At 51.6% G+C, this 18,620-nt stretch carries 19 protein-coding genes; 10 read left to right on the top strand and 9 right to left on the bottom strand.

The window, feature by feature from the left end; translation table 11 throughout:
• The first annotated feature begins 490 nt into the window (after positions 1-490).
• Together H6F80_RS04245 and H6F80_RS04240 are read left to right on the top strand one after the other, a co-directional pair.
• Complete coding sequence (locus H6F80_RS04245; protein ID WP_190790363.1) at positions 491-853, top strand: PadR family transcriptional regulator; 363 nt, start codon at positions 491-493, stop codon at positions 851-853.
• A 119-nt stretch (positions 854-972) separates the two neighbouring features.
• Entirely contained in the window at positions 973-1,500 is a 528-nt protein-coding gene (locus H6F80_RS04240; RefSeq protein WP_190790362.1) for a cofactor assembly of complex C subunit B, read from the top strand.
• A 117-nt stretch (positions 1,501-1,617) separates the two neighbouring features.
• Here the strand turns inward: H6F80_RS04240 and H6F80_RS04235 are convergent, their stop codons facing one another.
• The gene (locus H6F80_RS04235) at positions 1,618-2,460 is read right to left on the bottom strand and encodes a prephenate/arogenate dehydrogenase (RefSeq protein WP_190790361.1); all 843 of its coding nucleotides are present in this window, start codon (positions 2,458-2,460) and stop codon (positions 1,618-1,620) included.
• Positions 2,461-2,742: 282 nt separating this feature from the next.
• On the opposite strand from H6F80_RS04235, the gene H6F80_RS04230 reads away from it, so the two are divergent.
• The 3 genes from H6F80_RS04230 to H6F80_RS04220 all read left to right on the top strand — a co-directional run bounded on the left by H6F80_RS04230 (position 2,743) and on the right by H6F80_RS04220 (position 5,422).
• On the top strand, positions 2,743-4,284 hold the full coding sequence (locus H6F80_RS04230) for a helicase C-terminal domain-containing protein (protein WP_190790360.1): 1,542 nt from the start codon (positions 2,743-2,745) through the stop codon (positions 4,282-4,284).
• An 89-nt stretch (positions 4,285-4,373) separates the two neighbouring features.
• Entirely contained in the window at positions 4,374-4,586 is a 213-nt protein-coding gene (locus H6F80_RS04225) for a DUF2839 domain-containing protein (protein ID WP_190790359.1), read from the top strand.
• A gap of 491 nt (positions 4,587-5,077) precedes the next feature.
• Positions 5,078-5,422: a DUF1815 family protein gene (locus H6F80_RS04220; protein ID WP_190790358.1), complete on the top strand. Its 345-nt coding sequence runs from the start codon at positions 5,078-5,080 to the stop codon at positions 5,420-5,422.
• Positions 5,423-5,478: 56 nt separating this feature from the next.
• Here H6F80_RS04220 and dacB read toward each other — a convergent pair whose 3' ends face one another.
• The 5 genes from dacB to bchM all read right to left on the bottom strand — a co-directional run bounded on the left by dacB (position 5,479) and on the right by bchM (position 10,346).
• On the bottom strand, positions 5,479-6,993 hold the full coding sequence (dacB, locus tag H6F80_RS04215; protein WP_190790357.1) for a D-alanyl-D-alanine carboxypeptidase/D-alanyl-D-alanine endopeptidase: 1,515 nt from the start codon (positions 6,991-6,993) through the stop codon (positions 5,479-5,481).
• Between the two features lie 405 nt (positions 6,994-7,398).
• Positions 7,399-8,583 (bottom strand): LL-diaminopimelate aminotransferase, encoded by a 1,185-nt coding sequence (locus H6F80_RS04210; protein ID WP_518523512.1) that lies wholly within the window; start codon positions 8,581-8,583, stop codon positions 7,399-7,401.
• A 42-nt stretch (positions 8,584-8,625) separates the two neighbouring features.
• Positions 8,626-8,952 carry a thioredoxin family protein gene (locus H6F80_RS04205; protein ID WP_190790356.1) on the bottom strand — a complete coding sequence of 109 codons (327 nt, stop codon included), beginning with the start codon at positions 8,950-8,952 and terminating at the stop codon, positions 8,626-8,628.
• A 282-nt stretch (positions 8,953-9,234) separates the two neighbouring features.
• The gene (locus H6F80_RS04200; RefSeq protein WP_190790355.1) at positions 9,235-9,609 is read right to left on the bottom strand and encodes a DUF423 domain-containing protein; all 375 of its coding nucleotides are present in this window, start codon (positions 9,607-9,609) and stop codon (positions 9,235-9,237) included.
• Between the two features lie 53 nt (positions 9,610-9,662).
• Positions 9,663-10,346, bottom strand: a complete 684-nt coding sequence (bchM, locus tag H6F80_RS04195) for a magnesium protoporphyrin IX methyltransferase (protein ID WP_190790354.1) — start codon at positions 10,344-10,346, stop codon at positions 9,663-9,665.
• 157 nt (positions 10,347-10,503) lie between these two features.
• Here bchM and purE point away from each other — a divergent pair, with 157 nt between their 5' ends.
• Positions 10,504-11,022, top strand: a complete 519-nt coding sequence (purE, locus tag H6F80_RS04190; protein WP_190790353.1) for a 5-(carboxyamino)imidazole ribonucleotide mutase — start codon at positions 10,504-10,506, stop codon at positions 11,020-11,022.
• A 111-nt stretch (positions 11,023-11,133) separates the two neighbouring features.
• Positions 11,134-11,697, top strand: coding sequence for a DinB family protein (locus H6F80_RS04185; RefSeq protein WP_190790352.1), 564 nt, complete (start codon positions 11,134-11,136; stop codon positions 11,695-11,697).
• Between the two features lie 28 nt (positions 11,698-11,725).
• Here the strand turns inward: H6F80_RS04185 and H6F80_RS04180 are convergent, their stop codons facing one another.
• Positions 11,726-12,340, bottom strand: coding sequence for an HPP family protein (locus tag H6F80_RS04180; RefSeq protein WP_190790351.1), 615 nt, complete (start codon positions 12,338-12,340; stop codon positions 11,726-11,728).
• Positions 12,341-12,711: 371 nt separating this feature from the next.
• On the opposite strand from H6F80_RS04180, the gene H6F80_RS04175 reads away from it, so the two are divergent.
• Both H6F80_RS04175 and H6F80_RS04170 read left to right on the top strand, forming a co-directional pair.
• Positions 12,712-15,042, top strand: coding sequence for a glycoside hydrolase family 31 protein (locus H6F80_RS04175; protein ID WP_190790350.1), 2,331 nt, complete (start codon positions 12,712-12,714; stop codon positions 15,040-15,042).
• A 160-nt stretch (positions 15,043-15,202) separates the two neighbouring features.
• Positions 15,203-16,069, top strand: coding sequence for a branched-chain amino acid ABC transporter permease (locus H6F80_RS04170; RefSeq protein WP_190790349.1), 867 nt, complete (start codon positions 15,203-15,205; stop codon positions 16,067-16,069).
• 200 nt (positions 16,070-16,269) lie between these two features.
• Here H6F80_RS04170 and psaX read toward each other — a convergent pair whose 3' ends face one another.
• The gene (psaX, locus tag H6F80_RS04165; protein ID WP_190790348.1) at positions 16,270-16,383 is read right to left on the bottom strand and encodes a photosystem I protein PsaX; all 114 of its coding nucleotides are present in this window, start codon (positions 16,381-16,383) and stop codon (positions 16,270-16,272) included.
• A gap of 223 nt (positions 16,384-16,606) precedes the next feature.
• Between psaX and purS the strand changes: the two genes are divergently transcribed.
• Entirely contained in the window at positions 16,607-16,879 is a 273-nt protein-coding gene (gene purS / locus H6F80_RS04160; protein ID WP_190790347.1) for a phosphoribosylformylglycinamidine synthase subunit PurS, read from the top strand.
• A gap of 21 nt (positions 16,880-16,900) precedes the next feature.
• On the opposite strand, the gene H6F80_RS04155 is transcribed toward purS, so the two are convergent.
• Complete coding sequence (locus H6F80_RS04155) at positions 16,901-17,647, bottom strand: creatininase family protein (RefSeq protein ID WP_190790346.1); 747 nt, start codon at positions 17,645-17,647, stop codon at positions 16,901-16,903.
• Between the last annotated feature and the right edge of the window lie 973 nt (positions 17,648-18,620).

The raw sequence follows: 18,620 nt of genomic DNA, 5'->3' as shown, positions 1-18,620 counted from the left end.
TAGGAAGCAATCTACTCCTTAAGATAAGTTGCGTGCTGAGCAATCTCTGCAAGTAGGACCGCGAAGCAAACTGGCTTCGTTCCGGCTGAAGAATCAGCCCATGTGCAGATTAGCTCACCGTAGCTCAAAAAGTATTACTGCTAGCATTAGCGACTGGTCATCAGCATTCCTTTCACCCTATCCTGCATCTCTCATTAGATTTGTCTACTGTAGGCACTTCTCCCTATCTTCCAGCATCAGTATTAATTCAGTGTTGACAACGCTGAAACTGTGCCATTTTGAGCATTAGTCTATTCATCTTCAAAATCTAGTTCCAATCTAGTTTCAAATCGTGATGGCTGAAGATTGTTCAGGAGTGCTGCCAGTAGCAAACGCTATTGGAGATGCAGATAGAAGTGCGATCGAAAGAGTTGAGTTACGCCTAGAGTGAGTTGTTTGCCCAGATGGGCAACTGCCAGCATTAACTGATTCGCTGAGTTATGGGATCACTATGACGACATTTGACGAGATTTACCAATTTTTCAGAAATCCACCGCCATTCTATCTGAACAAGGAACTGGCAGTCTGCTATGTTCTAGCCGTCTTACTGCGACGGGACTCCTACGGGACAGAGTTAATCAGCCTGCTCGAACATGAGTATCCAAACTATCGGTTATCCGATACGGTGCTCTACAGTGCCCTCAAGTTTCTGGAAGACGCAAACGCGATCACCGGATACTGGAAAAAGGTAGAGGGGCGGGGTCGCCCGAGACGAATGTATCAGATTTGCCCTGACTGGCACCAGCAGGCCCAGGAGCTTTCTCGGCTCTGGTATGGCTATGCAGGTCGCCCAGCACAGGTGTCCCAGCAGTAAGTTTTAATTTGCTCATTCCATCAGTTCGTAAGTTGGGCGATACTCAGAAACGTAGTGGTCATCCGGTTTCGGATTGCGCTGTCGTTTCAAACGAGTGATTACCCGCTCTCCTGCTGATTATGCAAACGTCGATTCTTTCTTCTACTGCCCTGCTGACGCTATTGCTGTCGGTGGGGCTATTTTTCTTTATTCGTGCCTCCACTAAAGACCGCATTGAAGTTGCCCAACTGATGAGCGACCAATCCGAGGAATCGCTGCTCGACGGCCTGAAACAGTATTTCGCCGATCGCGCCTATCGTGTTATCTCACTTGATGCAGAGCAAAACCAGGTGACATTTGAGGGTTTTGTGCGCCCCAGTTTGTTTCTGGCAATATTCCTCAGTTCGCTGGCAGCGATCGGCATTTTTTGTTTGGTGCTGGTGCTGTCTTACCTGTTTCCCGCCGCCGGAAACTGGCTGCTGCTGCTCGTGCTGCTGGCTCCTGGAGCAGGGGTTTTCTACTGGAAAAAATCAGGACGATTGGAACAAGTCGCTGTCAAAGTCGAGCCAAATCAGGAGAGCCAAATCCATCGCCTGCTGACTGTCACCGCCCACCGAGACGAACTGGCAGAACTGCGGCGATCGTTAAACCTGAAGTCTGCCGAATAACTTCATGCTTATCTGCCATCAGAGTACCCGTCCTTAGAAAACATTAGAGCAGTCGCAGAAGTCCTACATTGCCTCCCCATCTATCCATCTCCCCATCTCTTTCCCCTTGTTCCTCCGCTACTCCACAAACCCTGATCGCCCCTCCTGCGTCTCAATCAAACTCTGCTCCAATTCCTCCCAGTTGCGATTCTCAATCTGATGAATCAGGCGATCGAGCTGATTTCGGTACTGAGCCAGGGCATGAAGCAGGGCAGGCTGGTTGTATCTTGCCATCATCACCCCTAGTTCTGGATTGCCGCCGCCAACCCGACTCGTATCCCGGAAGCCAGAGCTTGCAAGTTTCTGCGCCAGATCTAGTACAGCAGCATCTGATTCACTGAGGCAGGCAGAAATCAGGCTAGCACTGATTATCACAGGCAAATGAGAGATCCAGGCAACGGCGCGATCGTGTTCAGCAGGCTGGCACTGATAAAGGCGGCACTGAAGTGATTGCACCAGTGCTGCAACAGTTTCCAGGGCAGCAGGTGGGGTGGTGTCGATCGGAGTGAGGACGTAGGGACGATCGACAAACAGATCGGCTTGGGCGGCATCGAGTCCACTTTCGGCAGTGCCTGCCATCGGGTGTCCGCCCACAAAATTACGCCAGCGGGGAGCGATCGTTTCGACAACAGAGGCTTTGACCGACCCCACATCAGTCAGAATAGTATTGGGATTCAGGTGCGGAATGAGCTGCTCGACCGTGGATTCGATCGCTCCCAGCGGTGTACAGAGAAAGACCACATCGGCGGCTGCCATCAAGCTCAAATCCTGGCTGGCGTTGTCTACGATGCCTCGTGCTACGGCTTGACGACAGGTTTCTCCGCGACGGCTCACTCCCAGCAGCGTATGCTCTGAGAACTGCTGGAAATCGATCGCCAGTGATCCACCAATCAGCCCTAATCCCACAATGCCAATTCTCATGCGTGACCCATTACAGTTTGCTAGACTTTAGACTTCAGACCCAGGACACTCGACCTCAGCCGCAAGAATCAAGCATCCTGGTCTTATCGCTGCGGTCGCTCGTCTGCTGTTCGTCGTCTGTTTTTCCAAAGTCTATTGTCTTCTGTTTCCAGCCTACGATTAACTCCTAAGTTTTCCAGGCTACAAGTTTTCCCGCCCCCTCAAATCGCTCTGTAGATTCAGCGGTAGATTGAGATTGCTGCGGCATCATGAAATCCTTTACCGGGGAGAAGTTCGGCTTTTGTGATTGAAGTAGAAGTTCACCAACAACTGCGGGCGTTTCTGCGAGAGCAGGGCGAACCCTACTGGCAACACCATTTAACGATGGCGCGGCTAGTGGCGCGTGCGCTGCGCTTGGGCAGAAGTGCTTTGATTCAGGCGGGTGCGCCTTCGGGCTATCACGGGCGGTATCGACTGAGCTATTTAATGCCGCTACTGTTGTGGGAAGGGTCGGCAATTCTGGTGGCAAGCGAAGCTGTTCAGCAGCGACTTCTCATGGTTGAGATTCCGCGACTCCAGCAGTGGATTCCGACGCAAAAAGAAATTCGGACGGGTGATCGCTGGCTGGGCGCAGGGTTTGAAGGGCTGCTGTTGACCTCGCCTCAGTCTTGGCTATCCGATCGCCTGCATGGGTCAGGACGCTTTCCGTCCCAGATTCTTACTGTGATCGATGGCGCAGACGATCTGGAGCAGTGGACGCGAAACGAGCTGACGCTCAGCCTTCAGCCGCAAAATTGGGACGAACTGATGCAGACCTGTCCCCAGCAGGCGGATCTGATTCGCGATGCGCGGGTGCAGTTGACCCGATCGATTTTTCAGCATCCGGTGAACCCCTACGATCGCTATTTGGTCGAAGCGTCAGAACAGGAGATTTTTAGCGAACTTTACCATCGGCTTACCGCAGGCATCGAGCAGCCATTGCCAAGTTGCTGGAATCAGTTCTGGCAGTCTTGTCAACAATCCAGTCAGCTTTTGTGGGCAGAGGTGATGCGGCCACAGGGACAGTTTTCGCTGCTCACGGCTCCTGCAGAGGTGGCAGATTCGCTTCAGCCTGTCTGGAACCAGCAGCCGATCGTCCTGATTGGTGGCGTGCTTGATCTAGACACCGAAGCCACCATTTATCGCCAACGGCTCGGGTTGCCCGATCTCACCTGTCTTAAGTTTTCGCCCGATCGCCAGCACGAATTAATTCAGCTCTATCTGCCAGACGGCTTACCGATGCCCAACACGCCACAGTTTCAGCCTGTGCTAATGAGTGAACTGCGAACCTTGCTGGGCGCAACTCAAACAGCAAATCAAGGCTTGACTGTCATTCTGATTGGCGACACGCCGCTAAAAGCGCAGGTTGGTTCAATGCTGGCAGCCGAGTTTGGCTCCCGCGTTCAGGTCGAGCGAACCTGTCTAGACGAGCATGGAATTCTGGTGGCAGGCTGGGACTATTGGCGGACTCATCAAGCCGTGTTGCCCGCGCCCCATTTGCTGGTGATTGCGACGCTCCCCTTTCCTTCACTCGAAGATCCGCTGGTTGCCGGACGAGTGACACACTATAAACGATCGCGACAGGACTGGTTTCGTCTATTTCTGCTGCCGGAAGCATTGAGCGAACTTCAGAGAGCCGTTGCCCCGGTGCGAGAGGCTCAAGGAGTGGTGGCACTGTTGGACAACCGGGTAAACCATCGCAGCTACGGACAGCAGATTTTATCATCGCTTAGTCCGCTTGCCCGGATTAACTATGTTGATGCAAGCCTTTTTGCCTCGCTTGAAGGATTCAGCCTGAGCGAATAGCGTTTGGTCAGCCCAACACACTCATCGGCAAGTTCGCACGATATTATCAAAGGTGGCAAGTTTAGCTGTGTTGATGTCGGAGAAGCAGTATGGGTGACGCAAAACGACGCAAGGAAATTTTGGGCGATCAGTACGGACAGGAAGGCAACGTTTACCCCTGGCTGCCGCTGAAAAAAAGCCAAGCGCAAAAATTTGTGCAGTGGACCACTAAAGGAGCCTGGATCGGCATTGGCGCACTGGTCGCTTACTGGGTAGTTGTTCGCTTTGTGGGTCCCGCGTTCGGCTGGTGGGAAGTGATTTAACCCGCGACACCTTCAGTTAGGACTGCGATCGTCCTGCTATCAAAATTCAATCACAGCCCCGGATAGAATTGGTGCAAAATACAACCACGCAAAGCAATCGTGCAAAGTTTAACCTCGAAGGAGGCAGCTTGCCAAGTGAGCCAGTTGTAGAGTAGCCCGGTTGCAAATCGATCCGGGGCAGAAGTCCAGCCCTAAATTTTCAAAAGCTGCTTATACTGAGCAGATTATATAATGTGGAACATAAATCTGAAGGAATTCTTCAATAACCTAGAAGTGTTATTCTGAATACCTCATTGGGCAGGTTTTATAAACTACCTTTTGCTAGAGGACTAATTTTCCTTTATTCCTTACTCTCTGAATAATTTCGTTTCATTCTTTCAGGCAATTCATTATTTTCTCGCTAGGGAAAAACCTGACCACCTGAGGCAAATCTTAAGAAATTGTAAAGATACAAGATTTTGTGGTAAGTGTGGTGATAGGAGGTCAAGTTAATGTTTCTTAGACTTGCAGAGCAACATCGACAATTTGTTCAAGACTTGGTGATGAATCTTCAGGCTTTGGCAACGGTGCTAGAGCAGCGGGGCTACTTGGCATCCTGCTATACCTGCGGTGGGCAAATGAACAGCGCATCGTTTATGGTCAGTCTGGCGGAAAATCACCTGATTCGGTTTCTTGTATCCGATTATGGGATCACCTGGACTGAAATGCGAGACGATCGCGAACTGATGAAACTAGAAGGGGCAGAGGCAATTAGTCAGCTTCAGGAACTCGCTAATCTGGTGAAATATCAAATTAAGCCGTCTGATTACCGTTTGAACGCCCTCCAGCCATCTTAAATGTTCTAATTGGGTTGAATCTCAAGGCAGCGATCGAGTTACTGTTTCCGTCGTTGTTAGAGTGACTGAGCGAATTCCCTGCATGATTTATCCTGCGATAGCAGCATCACAATTTCGTCAATCGTCTGTTGGGCTTTTCCAGGTGGTGTGTTCGCCTGATTCACAACAATGCTAAAGACGATCGCAGGACGATTGCCCCGATTCAAGTAGCCCGATAGAGCAGCAGTGCCGCCGAGTGCGCCTGTTTTTCCCTCTAACTGACCTCGAACCGAGGTTTCGCGAAAGCGATTTTGTAGCGTTCCCGAAATTCCAGCGACCGAAAGCGACCTGCGATAAGGCAGCGCATTATTGGTCTGCGCCATTGCTTGAAGCGTTTCCACAATTGCGGCAGGGCTGACCCCATTGTGGCGCGATAAGCCTGAGCCGTCTGCCAGCACATAGCTATCAGATTCAATTCCGAGGCGAGTGAGACTAGCCCTGAGGGCAGCGATTCCGGCTTCAAGGGCAGATTGCGATGGATCTGGGCTGTCTGCCCCTAGCGATCGCAGCAGAGCCTCTGCGTACAGATTGTTGCTGAACTGGTTTGTTTCGACTAGTAACTCGCTCAAGGGCAGCGACTGAACGGCAGCGATTTCCGCTCTGGTTGCGATCGGTGCATCATCAGCATGGGTGAGAAGCTGAGTCTGGTTCACCTCAATTCCAGCCGACCGCAGCGTTTCTGCAAACTGACGCAAAAAGTTTTGTCCCGGCTGCGGGATCGAGACCGCAACAGGTTCTGATGCTGCTCCGGCACGAAGCTGTCCAGCAACAGTAAGAATCGGCTGACTGAGATTCCGTCCCACCGAGACAAATTCTGGCGCGTCTGATGCCACCGTTCGCGATCGATTCACGATTTGCCATCCCTGCGCCTCTGACGGCTGATCCCAAACTACCTGAAGCGGTTGACCGACCTGCTGGGGCACGAGCGTGAGTCCGATCGCGTTCTGGTTCAAAATCAGGCTGTTCACAGGCGCACCGTAGCCTGCCTGAATGTCTTCCCATTCCCACGAGGGATTGACCGCATCACCACGAAAGTAGCGATCGTCCCCTACAAGGGTGGCAATGCGTGTGATGCCTCGGTCGCGAATCTGCTGTGCCAGAGCTTGAAGCTGGGCATGGGTCAAGCTGGGATCGCCCCTACCAACTACTTGCAAAACTGCGCCCTCTGGAGTTGTCCCCACCTGATAAATTGAGGTGCGAATCCGAAACTGCGCTCCTAGCTGAGTCAGAGCCGCTGCGGTAGTCAGCAGTTTGACGTTTGAAGCCGGGACAAGATAGCGATCGGGATTGCGAGCATAAAGGATCTGGGGATCTGCTTCCAGCGTTTGCGCTAAAATCCCCCACTGGGATCGCTGAAACTCTGGGTGATCGATGAGACGATCGATTTGCTGCACCAGGCTCGCGGCACAGACTGAGGCGTTCACTAAAATGGGTTGCTTCGGAGTTGCGCTTTGTGCCGATCGCATCCCAGCCATAAAGGTGAGTAGCAGACAGCCTACGCTAACCCAAGCGGTAAACGGTTTAATTGACATTCGTTCAGCTACTTTCGATCGTTTGTTTCCTGGCAAATATTCGAGTGGCTACGATGATCCCCATCCCAAGTGCCCCTTACTGCTCGTTTCGTTTACGGTATATCCGCAAGTTACTAGAGATTAGGTTTGAACTTTGCAGCCCCCTACATCCCCTATTGCTGGGGGACTTTGAGAACTGAGGAAAACTGAAGAAGGCTTGGTTACCTATAGAATTGGAGAGCCAGGAAGGCGTTTCTGAAAGCCGTTTCAGCCCTGATTAGCCATCATGTGCCAGCCATTGTGTGTACAGAATAGCCAATGTCATAAGGAGACCTTAAACGCCTTGCAATAAATACCTTACGGTTTCAAAATTCCCGAAAATTCGGGGATTTAGGAGGCGATGCAAGACATCTACTACTGTTCAATCTACCGCTTGCTCTTCATGAACTCAGCAATCCGCTCGACTGCCGTTTCTAGAATCGAGGGATCATGCACCAGCGCAAATCGCACATAGCCTTCGCCAGACTTGCCAAAGCCTGATCCCGGTGCGACGGCGACTCCGGTTTGTTCGACTAAGTCGATCGCAAACTGCATTGAATTGATTGCCCAGGGATCAGGCAATTTTGCCCAGACATACATGGCAGCTTGAGGCCGAGGAACCTGCCAGCCAATGCGATTTAGGGCATCGACAAAGGCATCGCGACGCTGTCTGAAGGTCTCCACTGCTTGGGCAACGGCTTCCTGAGAACCCGAGAGGGCTTCGATCGCACCATTCAAAATGCCCAGATACTGATTGAAATCAACCACTGCTTTGACTTGCCGGAGTGCCCGGATCAGTTTTGGGTTGCCGATCGCATATCCCACCCGAAAGCCACCCATGTTGTAGGACTTGGACATGGTGAAGAACTCGATCGACACTCGCTTTTGGGGATCGGCTTGAAGGACAGAAGGCGGGGGACTGCCCTCAAAGTACAGATCCACATAAGGGAAGTCATGCACCAGGACGAGATTGTGCTGATTGCAGAAGGCAACCGCCTGCTTAAAGAAATCGATCGATGCAGTTGCCGTAGTGGGATTGTGCGGATAGCTCAACACCATCATTCGCGCCTGTTCCAAAACGGGAATCGGAACATCTTCAAAAACTGGCAAAAAATTGTTTTCTGCCAGCAGAGGCATGGTGTAGATTTGTCCACCAGCTAAGTGAACACCGCCTGCGTGGGAAGGATAGCCCGGATCGAGCAGCAGGGCAAAATCGCCCGGATTCAGAACAGCAAGCGGTAGGTGGGCAGTTCCCTCTTGAGAGCCAATTAAGGGCAGGACTTCCGTTTCAGGATCAACGAGTACACCAAACTTGCGCTTGTACCACTGAGCTGCCGCCCGCCGAAACACCCCCGTGCCATGAAACAAGAGATAGCCGTGGGTTGCGGGATCTTGCAGCGATCGGGCAATGGTATCCAGTACAGGAGCAGGGGTAGGCAGATCGGACGATCCAAGGGATAGATCAATCACGTCCAGTCCGGCAGCTCTGGCTTTTGCCTTTGCCCGATCCATATCAGCAAAAACGTTGGCTTGCAGGGGGGTGAGGCGATCGGCGAGTTGCATAGAAGACATCGAATAAAGGACTGCCCCAAACGGGCGATCGATGGCTAGCCGCTAATTCAGCCCAGTTACGAGAAATTCTTCGACTTTCTGTTTGCTGATTGCGCCCTCGCTTGCGTCTACCATTTCTCCATCTTTGAACAACCGCAGCGCAGGCACACCTTCAACCCTGCACCAAGCCACCGATTCCGGGTTGGGGTCTACTTCCATTTTGACCACTTTCAGACGATCACCGTACTGATTCGCTGTCCAGTCCATAACCGGAGCCATGAGCCGACACGGACCACACCAGGATGCCCAAAAGTAGACCAGGACAGGCTGAGCCGCGCTCAAAACTTCACTGGAAAACTCTGTATCTGAGATCGTAACGACGCTACTCATGAGAATAAATAGAGGAAATCTTAATAAACATCCTTTTCTAGATTACCTGCCTGGAATGCCAATTCGGAATTCGGAACTCGAAAGTCGGAATTGTGAGGCGATCGGCAAAGATCTGAATCAAAGGCAGAAACTTCTGTCAATCGGCTGCGTCAAAACAAAAGAGACTGAACCTCAAACGTGAGGGTGTGAGGAGTTCCTAAAATTGGCGGATGGGTTGTCGATCAAATTTTGGTCACGCCCATCCGCTAGTTATTTGTGCCAGGCTAATTATTGTGTGCCAGACTACTTCATCGTCCAGGCACTTACCGCTAAGCGGCCCCAACCAATGATGAAGGCAAGTCCGCCGATCGGCGCAACGGCTCCCAGAATTTTCACACCAGACAGGCTGAGGGCATACAAACTGCCGCAAAACAGCACCACCCCGACGATAAAGGCAATACCCGCCGCATTCAGCAGTGACTGAGCTGCTTCGGGACGGGTGAGCAGGATAGCAACTGCCACTAACGCCAGCGCGTGATACATCTGGTAGCGAGCCGCCGTCTCAAAGACTTCCTGAGCGCGATCAGTGAGTTTACCTTCCAGCGCGTGTGCGCCAAATGCACCAGCCGCAACGGATAATCCACCCAGGACTGCGGCGATCGTCAGAAATATCTGCATAAGTGCCCTACTTTCCCAATGATTCGAGCAGATTCCTTGACCGCTTCCACGGGTTATTTCACTGCTTCCAGCAGGCGCGAGAAGTAGAAGCGAGTTTTGGTCATAGCGTTTCGCTTAATCGTCCAGCCGTTTGCTTCCAGAGCCTTGACGATATTCGCTTCCCGATGCAGGTAGGCGCGAGTTGCTTTGCTGGGACCGGGGAAGAATTCGCCGATTTTCTTCAGCACATCATAGAAAACCGTTTTGGGCGCGAAACTGATCAGAACCCGCGATTCGGCAAGCTGGCTTAGATGAGTGATCATCTCCATTGCTTTGTCCTGCGGATAGTGAATCAGCACATCCAGACAAATTACGGTGTGATAGCTACCGCTCAGACTTTCCAAATCCTGGACCGCAAAAGTAGGATTCTCGGACTGTCCCAGAGTTGCCTGCGCCCGCTCTTTTGCCTCGCCTACCATCTTCTCGGAAATATCACTGGCAAAGACTTTTGCGCCCATTTCCGCCATCGGAATGCTGAGACTTCCCACGCCGCAGCCCGCATCGCAAATCGTCATGCCTGCCGTGTTGCCGTCCGATCGCAGCCAGTCCAGAACCGTATCGACCGTGCGCTGGTGTCCCAGACGAATATCAAGCTGCACTTTGTTGACTTCGCCATCACCATAAATTCGCCGCCAGCGATCGAATCCGGTCGCGTTGAAGTAATCTTTTACGATCGTTTTATCGTCTGTTGCCGTCATGACTCCAAGCAATACCTGATTTTTAACAAGGGTTGTCTCATAACTGATTGTGCCTTAGATTGGGTTCCGCTTGGGCTTTAGATCCAGCAAAAACCAAGCCTGCATTTCCCTTTTCGAGCGACAATATCCCCTGTTGAGATTTCTAATTGAATTTTCTATGGCTTCTCCCCTAGTTGGCATTATTATGGGCAGCGACTCCGACCTTCCGACAATGAAAGGGGCGATCGAAGCCTGCGAAGAATTCCAGATTGCCCATGAAGTCGGCATTGTCTCTGCCCATCGCACTCCTGAACGGATGGTAGAATATGCCCAAACTGCCCACGATCGCGGCTTAAAAGTGATTATCGCTGGAGCCGGAGGAGCCGCCCATTTACCCGGAATGGTTGCCGCCCTAACTCCCCTCCCTGTGATTGGTGTTCCCGTTGTGACCCGCACGCTTCAGGGCATTGATTCGCTTTACTCGATTGTGCAAATGCCCGCCGGAATTCCCGTAGCCACGGTGGCGATCGGCAATGCGCGAAACGCAGGACTTCTGGCAGTGCAAATGCTTGCCGCCCACGATCGAGATTTGCTGCAACGGGTACAGCGTTATCGGCAAAGCCTGAAGGAAATGGTGATGGAGAAGCAGGCGAAACTGGAGGAGGAGGGGTATCGGCGGTATCTGGAGGGGATGTAGGGGGTGTAAGGGGTGTTTGCGCGATCGGGAGCGGCAGAGCAGCAGTTCCCTTGATTCCTTTGATTCCCGCCAGAAGGGATTTTAGCTAAGGAAAAAAAGACACTAAAGACAATGGAATCGACGCATCTCAAGCAGTTTCGGCTGATGGCGCAGTATAACTCCTGGGTCAATCAGCACCTATATGGCTTGGCTCGATCGCTTTCAGAGGAGGAGCGGCGGCGGGATTGTGGGGCATTTTTTGGGTCAATTTATGGGACGCTGAATCATCTGCTGGTGGGCGATCGCATTTGGCTGGGACGGTTTGCAACCTGTACGTCCTACACTTTTCCAGCGTTGCAGCAGACAGATTTGCTGTTGAACTGCACTGATCTGAGTCAGGAGCTTTACCCTGATTTTGAACAGCTCTGGCAGGGGCGATCGAAAACCGATCGGGCGATCGAGCAGTGGATCGAGGAACTGACACCAGAAATACTGTCTGCGTCAATGCACTATCGCAATGTAGCAGGGACGATCGATCGAACCCATGCGCTGTGGTTTGCGATCGCCCATTTCTTTAATCATCAGACGCATCATCGTGCCCAGGTGACAGTGCTGCTGCAACAAATGGGCAAGGATTACGGCATCACTGACTTTTTGATGATGTATGACTCGGCGAAAGAAGCAGTGCAGGCCTAGCGGCACGGAATGTCTAAAAGCGGAATGTCTAAAACCAGTGCTTTGGATAGGGTTTGCGACAAACCAGATTGTTATAGGCGATCGTGCAAGTTACCATCACCAGCGAACCGAGTAGCACTGGAGTCAAAACAAAATGCCAGTCTGCATGACTCATCACGCCTACTAAAGCGACGGCTCCTCCGGGCGGATGCAAGGTGCGGGTTAGCTGCATGAGTTTAATCGCGGTTGCAACGGCAAATGCCATGACCCAGGGCTGGGAACCAAACAGGGCAACGCAGATCACACAGACCAGTGCTCCTAGAGAATTCCCACAAATCACATTGCGCGGTTGCGCTAGAGGACTTTCGGGCACGGCATAAACCAGGACAGCGGTTGCACCAAAGGGAGCTGCAATCAGCGGATAGGTTGTATGCATCGTCAAATACGCCAGCACCGCAATCCCAAGAAAGCTGCCTAACCAGGACAAAAGCGCTTGCTGAAAAGAGAAATGAGGCTGATAGCGGGAACTGCCGCCCAGTTTGGCAAGCTGACTTTTGAAGCGATTATCCCAGCGGGGAAACTGCTTCGCATCGCCCTGAAGTTTGGAACGATCGGTAAAAGCATCAACAAAACGAAGCCGCGATCGGATAGGGGAGTTCCGCATAGGAGCAATTGCCTCTTGCATAAACCAGATGAATAGAAGTCAGATGAATAAGAACCAGATGAAACAGATTTAATGGCATGAGAAATTTGCCTGGCCCCATCGGGCAATCCTCATCAGGAGCGGCGAACCGTCGAGCCAGTATTTGTACTTATGTCATCATATTCTGACATTCTGCTAAAGAGATACACCGAAAGTATCGATAACTACAGAAATTTCTTATGCAATTTATGGGGTAAAGCTGTCACCCTTATAACTCCCTTCCTACCCTCTCCTACCTCTCTACCTCTCACCTACCCTCCGACAGTTGCCGCTTTCCTCAAACACCCACTACAACTCACAATGTCCTTCCCCATCTCTTGATTCCTGCTGCTATGCCTGAAGTCTTTGGACAACTGCCTGTCATCGAGCCTGCCTGGACAGAACTCCAGCCGATTCAAACCGTTGAAAAACAGGAGCGCAAGGTTCTGCTGACCTGTGGTAATGCCGTCTTGAGCATCAGCGTACTGGCAGAAAACCTGATTCGCGTGCGTCTGTCGCCATCGAGCGAATTTTTGCCGCGCCGATCGTGGGCAGTGGCTCAAGAGGATAACGCTTGGTCAGTTGTGCCGTTCGAGATCGAGGAAACAGCAGATCAAGTTCAAATCAAAACTTCACAGATTCGGGTTGAAGTCGATCGCCAAACCAGACAAATCACCTGCTTCGACAAAGCCGATCGCCCCTTTGCTCAAGACATTCAGCCGATCGCCTGGCGAGAAAGCGGCATTGCTGCCTGGAAACACATCGAAACAGAGGAGCATTTCTACGGCTTTGGCGAGCGCACCGGATTTCTAGACAAACGATCGCAGGCCTATACAAACTGGACGGTAGACAGCCTCGACTACCATGCCCTCACTGACGAGATGTATCAGGCGATCCCGTTTTTTATTGCGCTGCGCCCTCAGCTTGCCTATGGGCTATTTCTTAATTCCACTTTCTGGAGTCGGTTTGATATCGGGGCGGCGCAGGCAGGAGTTTGGCAGATAGAAACCCAGAGTCCAGAACTCGACTATTACATCATTTATGGTCCGGCTCCGGCGCAAATCCTGACGACCTACACTGCCCTTACTGGACGAATGCCTCTGCCGCCAAAATGGGCGATCGGCTATCACCAGTGCCGCTGGAGCTATGCCTCTGAGGACGAAGTGCGCGAACTGACCCAAACCTTCCGTCAGAAGCAAATTCCCTGCGATGTGATCCATTTGGATATCGACTATATGCGGGATTATCGGGTGTTTACCTGGCATCCCGATCGCTTTCCCAACCCGAAGCAGCTCTTAAGCGATCTAAAGCAAAACGGTTTTCAGACCGTGACGATCGTTGATCCGGGCGTAAAGCTGGAATATCAGGGCAATTATGCAGTCTTCAACGATGGCTTAGAGAAAGAGTGCTTTGTGCGAACTCGTAATGGCAATCTATTTCAGGGCTATGTCTGGCCCGATCGTGCTGTGTTTCCCGACTTTATGCGAGCGGATGTGCGGCAGTGGTGGGCAAGCTGGCACAAAGAACTCACCGCAGCAGGTGTGGCGGGCATCTGGAATGACATGAACGAACCCGCCATGAACGATCGTCCCTTTGGTGATCCGGGGGTAAAAATCTGGTTTCCGCTCGATACGGCTCAGGGAGGAGAAGAGAACTCGACCCACGCCGAGACGCATAACCTGTACGGCATGATGATGGCACGCGCCGCCTGTGAAGCCATGCAGCAACTTAGACCGAATGAGCGATCGTTTATTTTGACGCGATCGGGCTATGCCGGAATTCAGCAATATTCAGCCGTTTGGACAGGGGACAATCATTCGCGCTGGGAATACCTGGAAATGTCACTGCCCATGCTCTGTAATCTGGGGCTATCCGGGGTCGCATTTGTCGGCGCAGATATCGGCGGATTTGCCGGAAACGCAACGGCTGAACTCTTTGCCCGCTGGATGCAAATGGGAATGCTTTATCCGCTCATGCGTGCCCATTCAATTCTCAAGAGTATGCGTCATGAACCGTGGGTGTTTGGCGCTCGGGTGGAGCAAATCTGCCGTCAGTACATCGAATTGCGCTATCAGCTTTTGCCCTACTTCTACACACTGTTCTGGCAGGCGGCAACCACAGGCGCACCCATCCTGCGTCCCTTACTGTACGACTTTCCCAACGATCCACAGACTTATGAGTTGGCAAATCAGGCAATGCTCGGTTCCGCAATCTTGGCAGCCCCGATCGATCGTCCCGGTCAAACCTGTCGCGTCGTTTATCTACCAGAGGGAACCTGGTTCGACTGGTGGACAGGTCAATCTCACAGGGGCAACACCCACATCCTCGCTGATGCTCCCCTGGAAACCATGCCGTTGTTTGTGAGGGCGGGGTCAATCCTTCCCATGATGCCCGTGATGCAATACGCCAATGAAACTCCACTCACGGAACTACGGCTGAAGATCTGGCAGGGCGAGGGCGAATTTACCCTTTACGAAGATGACGGACGCAGCTTTGCCTATCAGCAAGGAGACTGGGCAACAACCACTTATCGCGTCTATTCCGACAGCAATCAAACGATCGTCACAGTGCAAGCCAGACAGGGACAATGGCAGCCCCATCCGCGGCGCGTGATTGTAGAGTTAGTTGGCGTAGGCGAACAGTCTTTTGAAGAGGATGGAAGCGATCGGCGTTTGGTTTTCTAATATCGGCGCTTGGTTTTCTAATAATGATGCAGTTGCCTGATGAGCAGTTGCTAATGCTAAAGCGATCGACCCTTAACCTTTTGCTGCAATCAGCACCCCGATAAGCGATCGACCCGCTAAAATCAGATCTCTGTGTCGCCCCCTCACTCATCCACCCCCAATGGACTCCGAGCTACTCCAACTCTTCGTCAACGGAATCGCCGTCGGCAGCATTATCGCTTTAGCAGCCGTTGGTCTGACTCTCACTTACGGTATTCTGCGGCTGGCAAACTTTGCTCACGGCGACATCATGACCCTGGGCGCATATCTGACGCTGGTGTTTAACCTGAGCGGCATGAATATCTGGCTGTCAATTTTGCTGGGCGCAGGACTGACGATCGCCGTTGCCCTGCTTACGGAAAAGCTGCTCTGGTCGCCGATGCGAACTAAACGTGCTAGTTCTACCACGCTGATCATTATCTCGATCGGACTCGCCCTCTTCCTGCGAAACGGCATTATTTTGATCTGGGGCGGCGCAAACCAGAAATACGATCTGCCGGTTGTACCCGCGCTCGATTTGTTTGGAATACGCATTGCCCAGAACCGACTTCTGGTCGTAGGACTAACGATTCTTGTGATTTTTGGACTGCATTATCTGCTGCAAAAAACCAAGACGGGCAAAGCGATGCGAGCAGTTGCAGATAACGTCGATCTGGCACGGGTATCGGGAATTAATGTAGATCAGGTCGTGATCTGGACGTGGGTGATTGCAGCAGGCTTAACAGCGATCGGTGGCGGAATGTATGGCTTAGTAACTGCTGTGCGTCCCAATATGGGCTGGTTTCTGATCTTGCCGATGTTTGCCTCGGTGATTCTGGGCGGCATTGGCAATCCTTATGGGGCGATCGCTGGGGCGATGGTGATTGGCATTGCTCAAGAGGTTAGCACTTACTGGCTTCCCGCCGAATATAAGCTGGGCGTTGCACTGCTGCTTATGATCCTGGTGCTGCTGGTGCGTCCGCAAGGCATCTTCCGGGGCACAATGTAGTGGCTTGGTGCTGGATGAGACTTTTGCCCTGTAATTTTTGCCCTGTAATTTTGCCCTGCACAGCGAATTTCAGAAACTTACTTCTGCCACTGCTGAGTCTGGAGTGACTAAAAACTGGGGAGACGTACCGCAGTGTCAAACATCTAGCCGCCGACCATGCCCTAATCCTCAGCCACTCTGACTCAGCATCCCAGGAAACGCTACTTCAGAATACCGAAGTAGAAAGCAGCGACGATCAGATTGCCCGCCAGCAGGACGATCGCCCACAGCGTGCGAAAAGGATAGCCCGGTTTACCAGTCTTCGTTGTGGTCATGGTGATTAATATGCTCCATCATGAACAGTTAACTTACCTAGATGGTAGTGGATGAGTGTCACCAGTTTGAGCAGAATTTTGATCGGGTTAGGAAAACTTAGGAAATGAGTTTCTGTCTGAATCTGATTTAGAGGGACAGTGTCTACCCTGCCCTCATAGAACCTGGTCAGCAATTTCAGCAAACCTCTTACAATAGGATTCGTCCTTTTATCTTCGATCGATCGTGGCTCAAACCTATTACGCCAAAATTTACGTTACCCTGCGTCCCTCAGTGCTAGACCCGGCAGGAACCGCAGTGCAGTCTGGGGTAAAACACATGGGCTACGACAACGTGGAGCAGGTGAGAATCGGCAAATATATCGAAGTCACGCTCACCGCAGATAGCGAAGCCGCCGCCCAAACCCAACTCGATCGCATTTGTGACCAGCTTTTGGCAAACCCCGTGATTGAGAACTACCGCTTCGACATCATGACGGCAGCAGAAGCCGCCTGCTAACCTCCAAGGTGATTCTCGGAATTATTCTCGATTCACAAATTCCAGATAACGGCTGCTCAGTTCCTTTACTGCAAGCTCATAAAACTGCTTACCGTGTTCGGGCGTTGCCAGTGCCGGATTTGACCCCATTCTGCCGTCTGGATAGCGACGACGAAAATCGATCGCCCCATAAATTGGCTCACCAGAAGTGACTTCCGAGCTGAGGGTCGCTTGTTTAATCGCATTAGGATACACATACTGCGTCAGGGCAACCTCGCTGGGAGTCGCGTGTGAGCCTTCCTGGTTGCCGTATAGCTCCTGAGCCAGCTTATAGACCGAGCCGCACATATACCAGTTCGCAACGTGACACTGAACGCGATCGGCGTTCGGAAGATTTAAATCCGCTAATACCTGATAGCACTCCGAAAAGGCTGCCTTGAGCGTTGCCACATTGCCGCCATGCCCGTTGATGAAAAAGAATTTGGTGAATCCTGTGCGCACCAGCGAAGTCACGTAGTCTCGAATCACCAGCATCAGCGTACTTGGACGCAGGCTCACTGTTCCAGGAAAGGCAGTGTGGTGAAGTGCCATACCCACGTTGATAGTTGGGGCAACCAGGGCTTGTGTCGCTTCGCCAACGCCTCGCGAAACTGCCTCAGCACAAATTGCGTCTGTGCCAATTAATCCAGTGGGACCATGCTGCTCAGTAGAACCGATCGGAATAATTAGCCCTTGCGACTGCTGAAGGTAGGCTTCTACTTCTTGCCAGGTTGTGAGATGGAGTAACATAACGTCTCCGAAAGCTAAGCTTCTACTGTACTTTAGCCAACGGACAATCGCCCCAGAAGCACCTGTAAAGCGATTATCCCTCTGGATATTAAGCTGAATATTGAGAAGAATGAGCGTAGCGATAGGGGTTAGAGAATGTTTGAAACGTGATACCTGTGACCCAAACCGCTTCCCTAACTCTTCCCTTCCAAGGAAACCTTATTTGCTTTAAAATTCTTAAAGTCCCTTGAAGTTGACTTATTGAAGTTGACCGATTTAGGGGGACAATGCAAGGCCTCTGCGACTCCTTACCCACCCTCTTGGTATTGATCCCCAAACTGATCCCCAGACTGATACCCAAACTTTCTGTAACCTCGTTAAAATAATAGATAAAATTTACGAACTACACCCTGTGGGTGGCAGCGAACTGTAAATTCTAATAAATTGTCAAACTTGCCAAACTCAAACTGTCAGCCTCAGACCTGTCAAGCTCAGACAACGCTAAACCTGTCGGCCTCAGACCTGTCAACGTCAAACTCATCCATCGCGAATCTGTCGATGTCAAATGATCCGATGCCAAACGATCAGCCCCGCTGAATTCAGGTTTAGATTCCAGCCCGTAGCTCAGATTGTGACCAGTCCTTTATTAAAGATTCGACTTGACCCTCCACACCCCCCTTCACAATCCGGTATGCTCAGGCTTTAATTTGCATAAGCTCACCTTTCCCAGAGTGCGATTTTTATTCAACCGTTCCCCCTCATGATGAATCCTAAGGCTCTCTGCAATGTCAACCGTTCCGGGTCTTTTTTGCATCAGCCTCTCTGCCTACGCGATGAACCGTTGACCCGATCGTGCAGCTTGTTTTAGGGCTGCCTGTTCATTGCCATCCTTTGGCTGTTGCAGTGATTCGGACTTGGAATTTGCAGACTTTGATTGCTCAGGAGAAGCGATAAATGCTACACCGCAAGATCTATCAGATCTGTTGTGATGGAC

It is taken from the genome of Leptolyngbya sp. FACHB-711 (genome assembly GCF_014695615.1).
Taxonomy (GTDB): Bacteria; Cyanobacteriota; Cyanobacteriia; order Elainellales; family Elainellaceae; genus Leptolyngbya_A.
The sequence above is the reverse complement of the archived record's forward strand: the minus strand, read 5'-3'. Positions and strand labels throughout refer to the sequence as shown.

Bases quoted from the DNA above. Each gene is read 5' to 3' on its own strand.
- H6F80_RS04245 (WP_190790363.1), top strand. From the start codon at position 491: ATGACGACATTTGACGAGATTTACCAATTTTTCAGAAATCCACCGCCA.
- H6F80_RS04240 (WP_190790362.1), top strand. From the start codon at position 973: ATGCAAACGTCGATTCTTTCTTCTACTGCCCTGCTGACGCTATTGCTG.
- H6F80_RS04235 (WP_190790361.1), bottom strand. From the start codon at position 2,460: ATGAGAATTGGCATTGTGGGATTAGGGCTGATTGGTGGATCACTGGCG.
- H6F80_RS04225 (WP_190790359.1), top strand. From the start codon at position 4,374: ATGGGTGACGCAAAACGACGCAAGGAAATTTTGGGCGATCAGTACGGA.
- H6F80_RS04220 (WP_190790358.1), top strand. From the start codon at position 5,078: ATGTTTCTTAGACTTGCAGAGCAACATCGACAATTTGTTCAAGACTTG.
- dacB (WP_190790357.1), bottom strand. From the start codon at position 6,993: ATGTCAATTAAACCGTTTACCGCTTGGGTTAGCGTAGGCTGTCTGCTA.
- H6F80_RS04210 (WP_518523512.1), bottom strand. From the start codon at position 8,583: ATGTCTTCTATGCAACTCGCCGATCGCCTCACCCCCCTGCAAGCCAAC.
- H6F80_RS04205 (WP_190790356.1), bottom strand. From the start codon at position 8,952: ATGAGTAGCGTCGTTACGATCTCAGATACAGAGTTTTCCAGTGAAGTT.
- H6F80_RS04200 (WP_190790355.1), bottom strand. From the start codon at position 9,609: ATGCAGATATTTCTGACGATCGCCGCAGTCCTGGGTGGATTATCCGTT.
- bchM (WP_190790354.1), bottom strand. From the start codon at position 10,346: ATGACGGCAACAGACGATAAAACGATCGTAAAAGATTACTTCAACGCG.
- purE (WP_190790353.1), top strand. From the start codon at position 10,504: ATGGCTTCTCCCCTAGTTGGCATTATTATGGGCAGCGACTCCGACCTT.
- H6F80_RS04185 (WP_190790352.1), top strand. From the start codon at position 11,134: ATGGAATCGACGCATCTCAAGCAGTTTCGGCTGATGGCGCAGTATAAC.
- H6F80_RS04180 (WP_190790351.1), bottom strand. From the start codon at position 12,340: ATGCGGAACTCCCCTATCCGATCGCGGCTTCGTTTTGTTGATGCTTTT.
- H6F80_RS04175 (WP_190790350.1), top strand. From the start codon at position 12,712: ATGCCTGAAGTCTTTGGACAACTGCCTGTCATCGAGCCTGCCTGGACA.
- H6F80_RS04170 (WP_190790349.1), top strand. From the start codon at position 15,203: ATGGACTCCGAGCTACTCCAACTCTTCGTCAACGGAATCGCCGTCGGC.
- psaX (WP_190790348.1), bottom strand. From the start codon at position 16,383: ATGACCACAACGAAGACTGGTAAACCGGGCTATCCTTTTCGCACGCTG.
- H6F80_RS04155 (WP_190790346.1), bottom strand. From the start codon at position 17,647: ATGTTACTCCATCTCACAACCTGGCAAGAAGTAGAAGCCTACCTTCAG.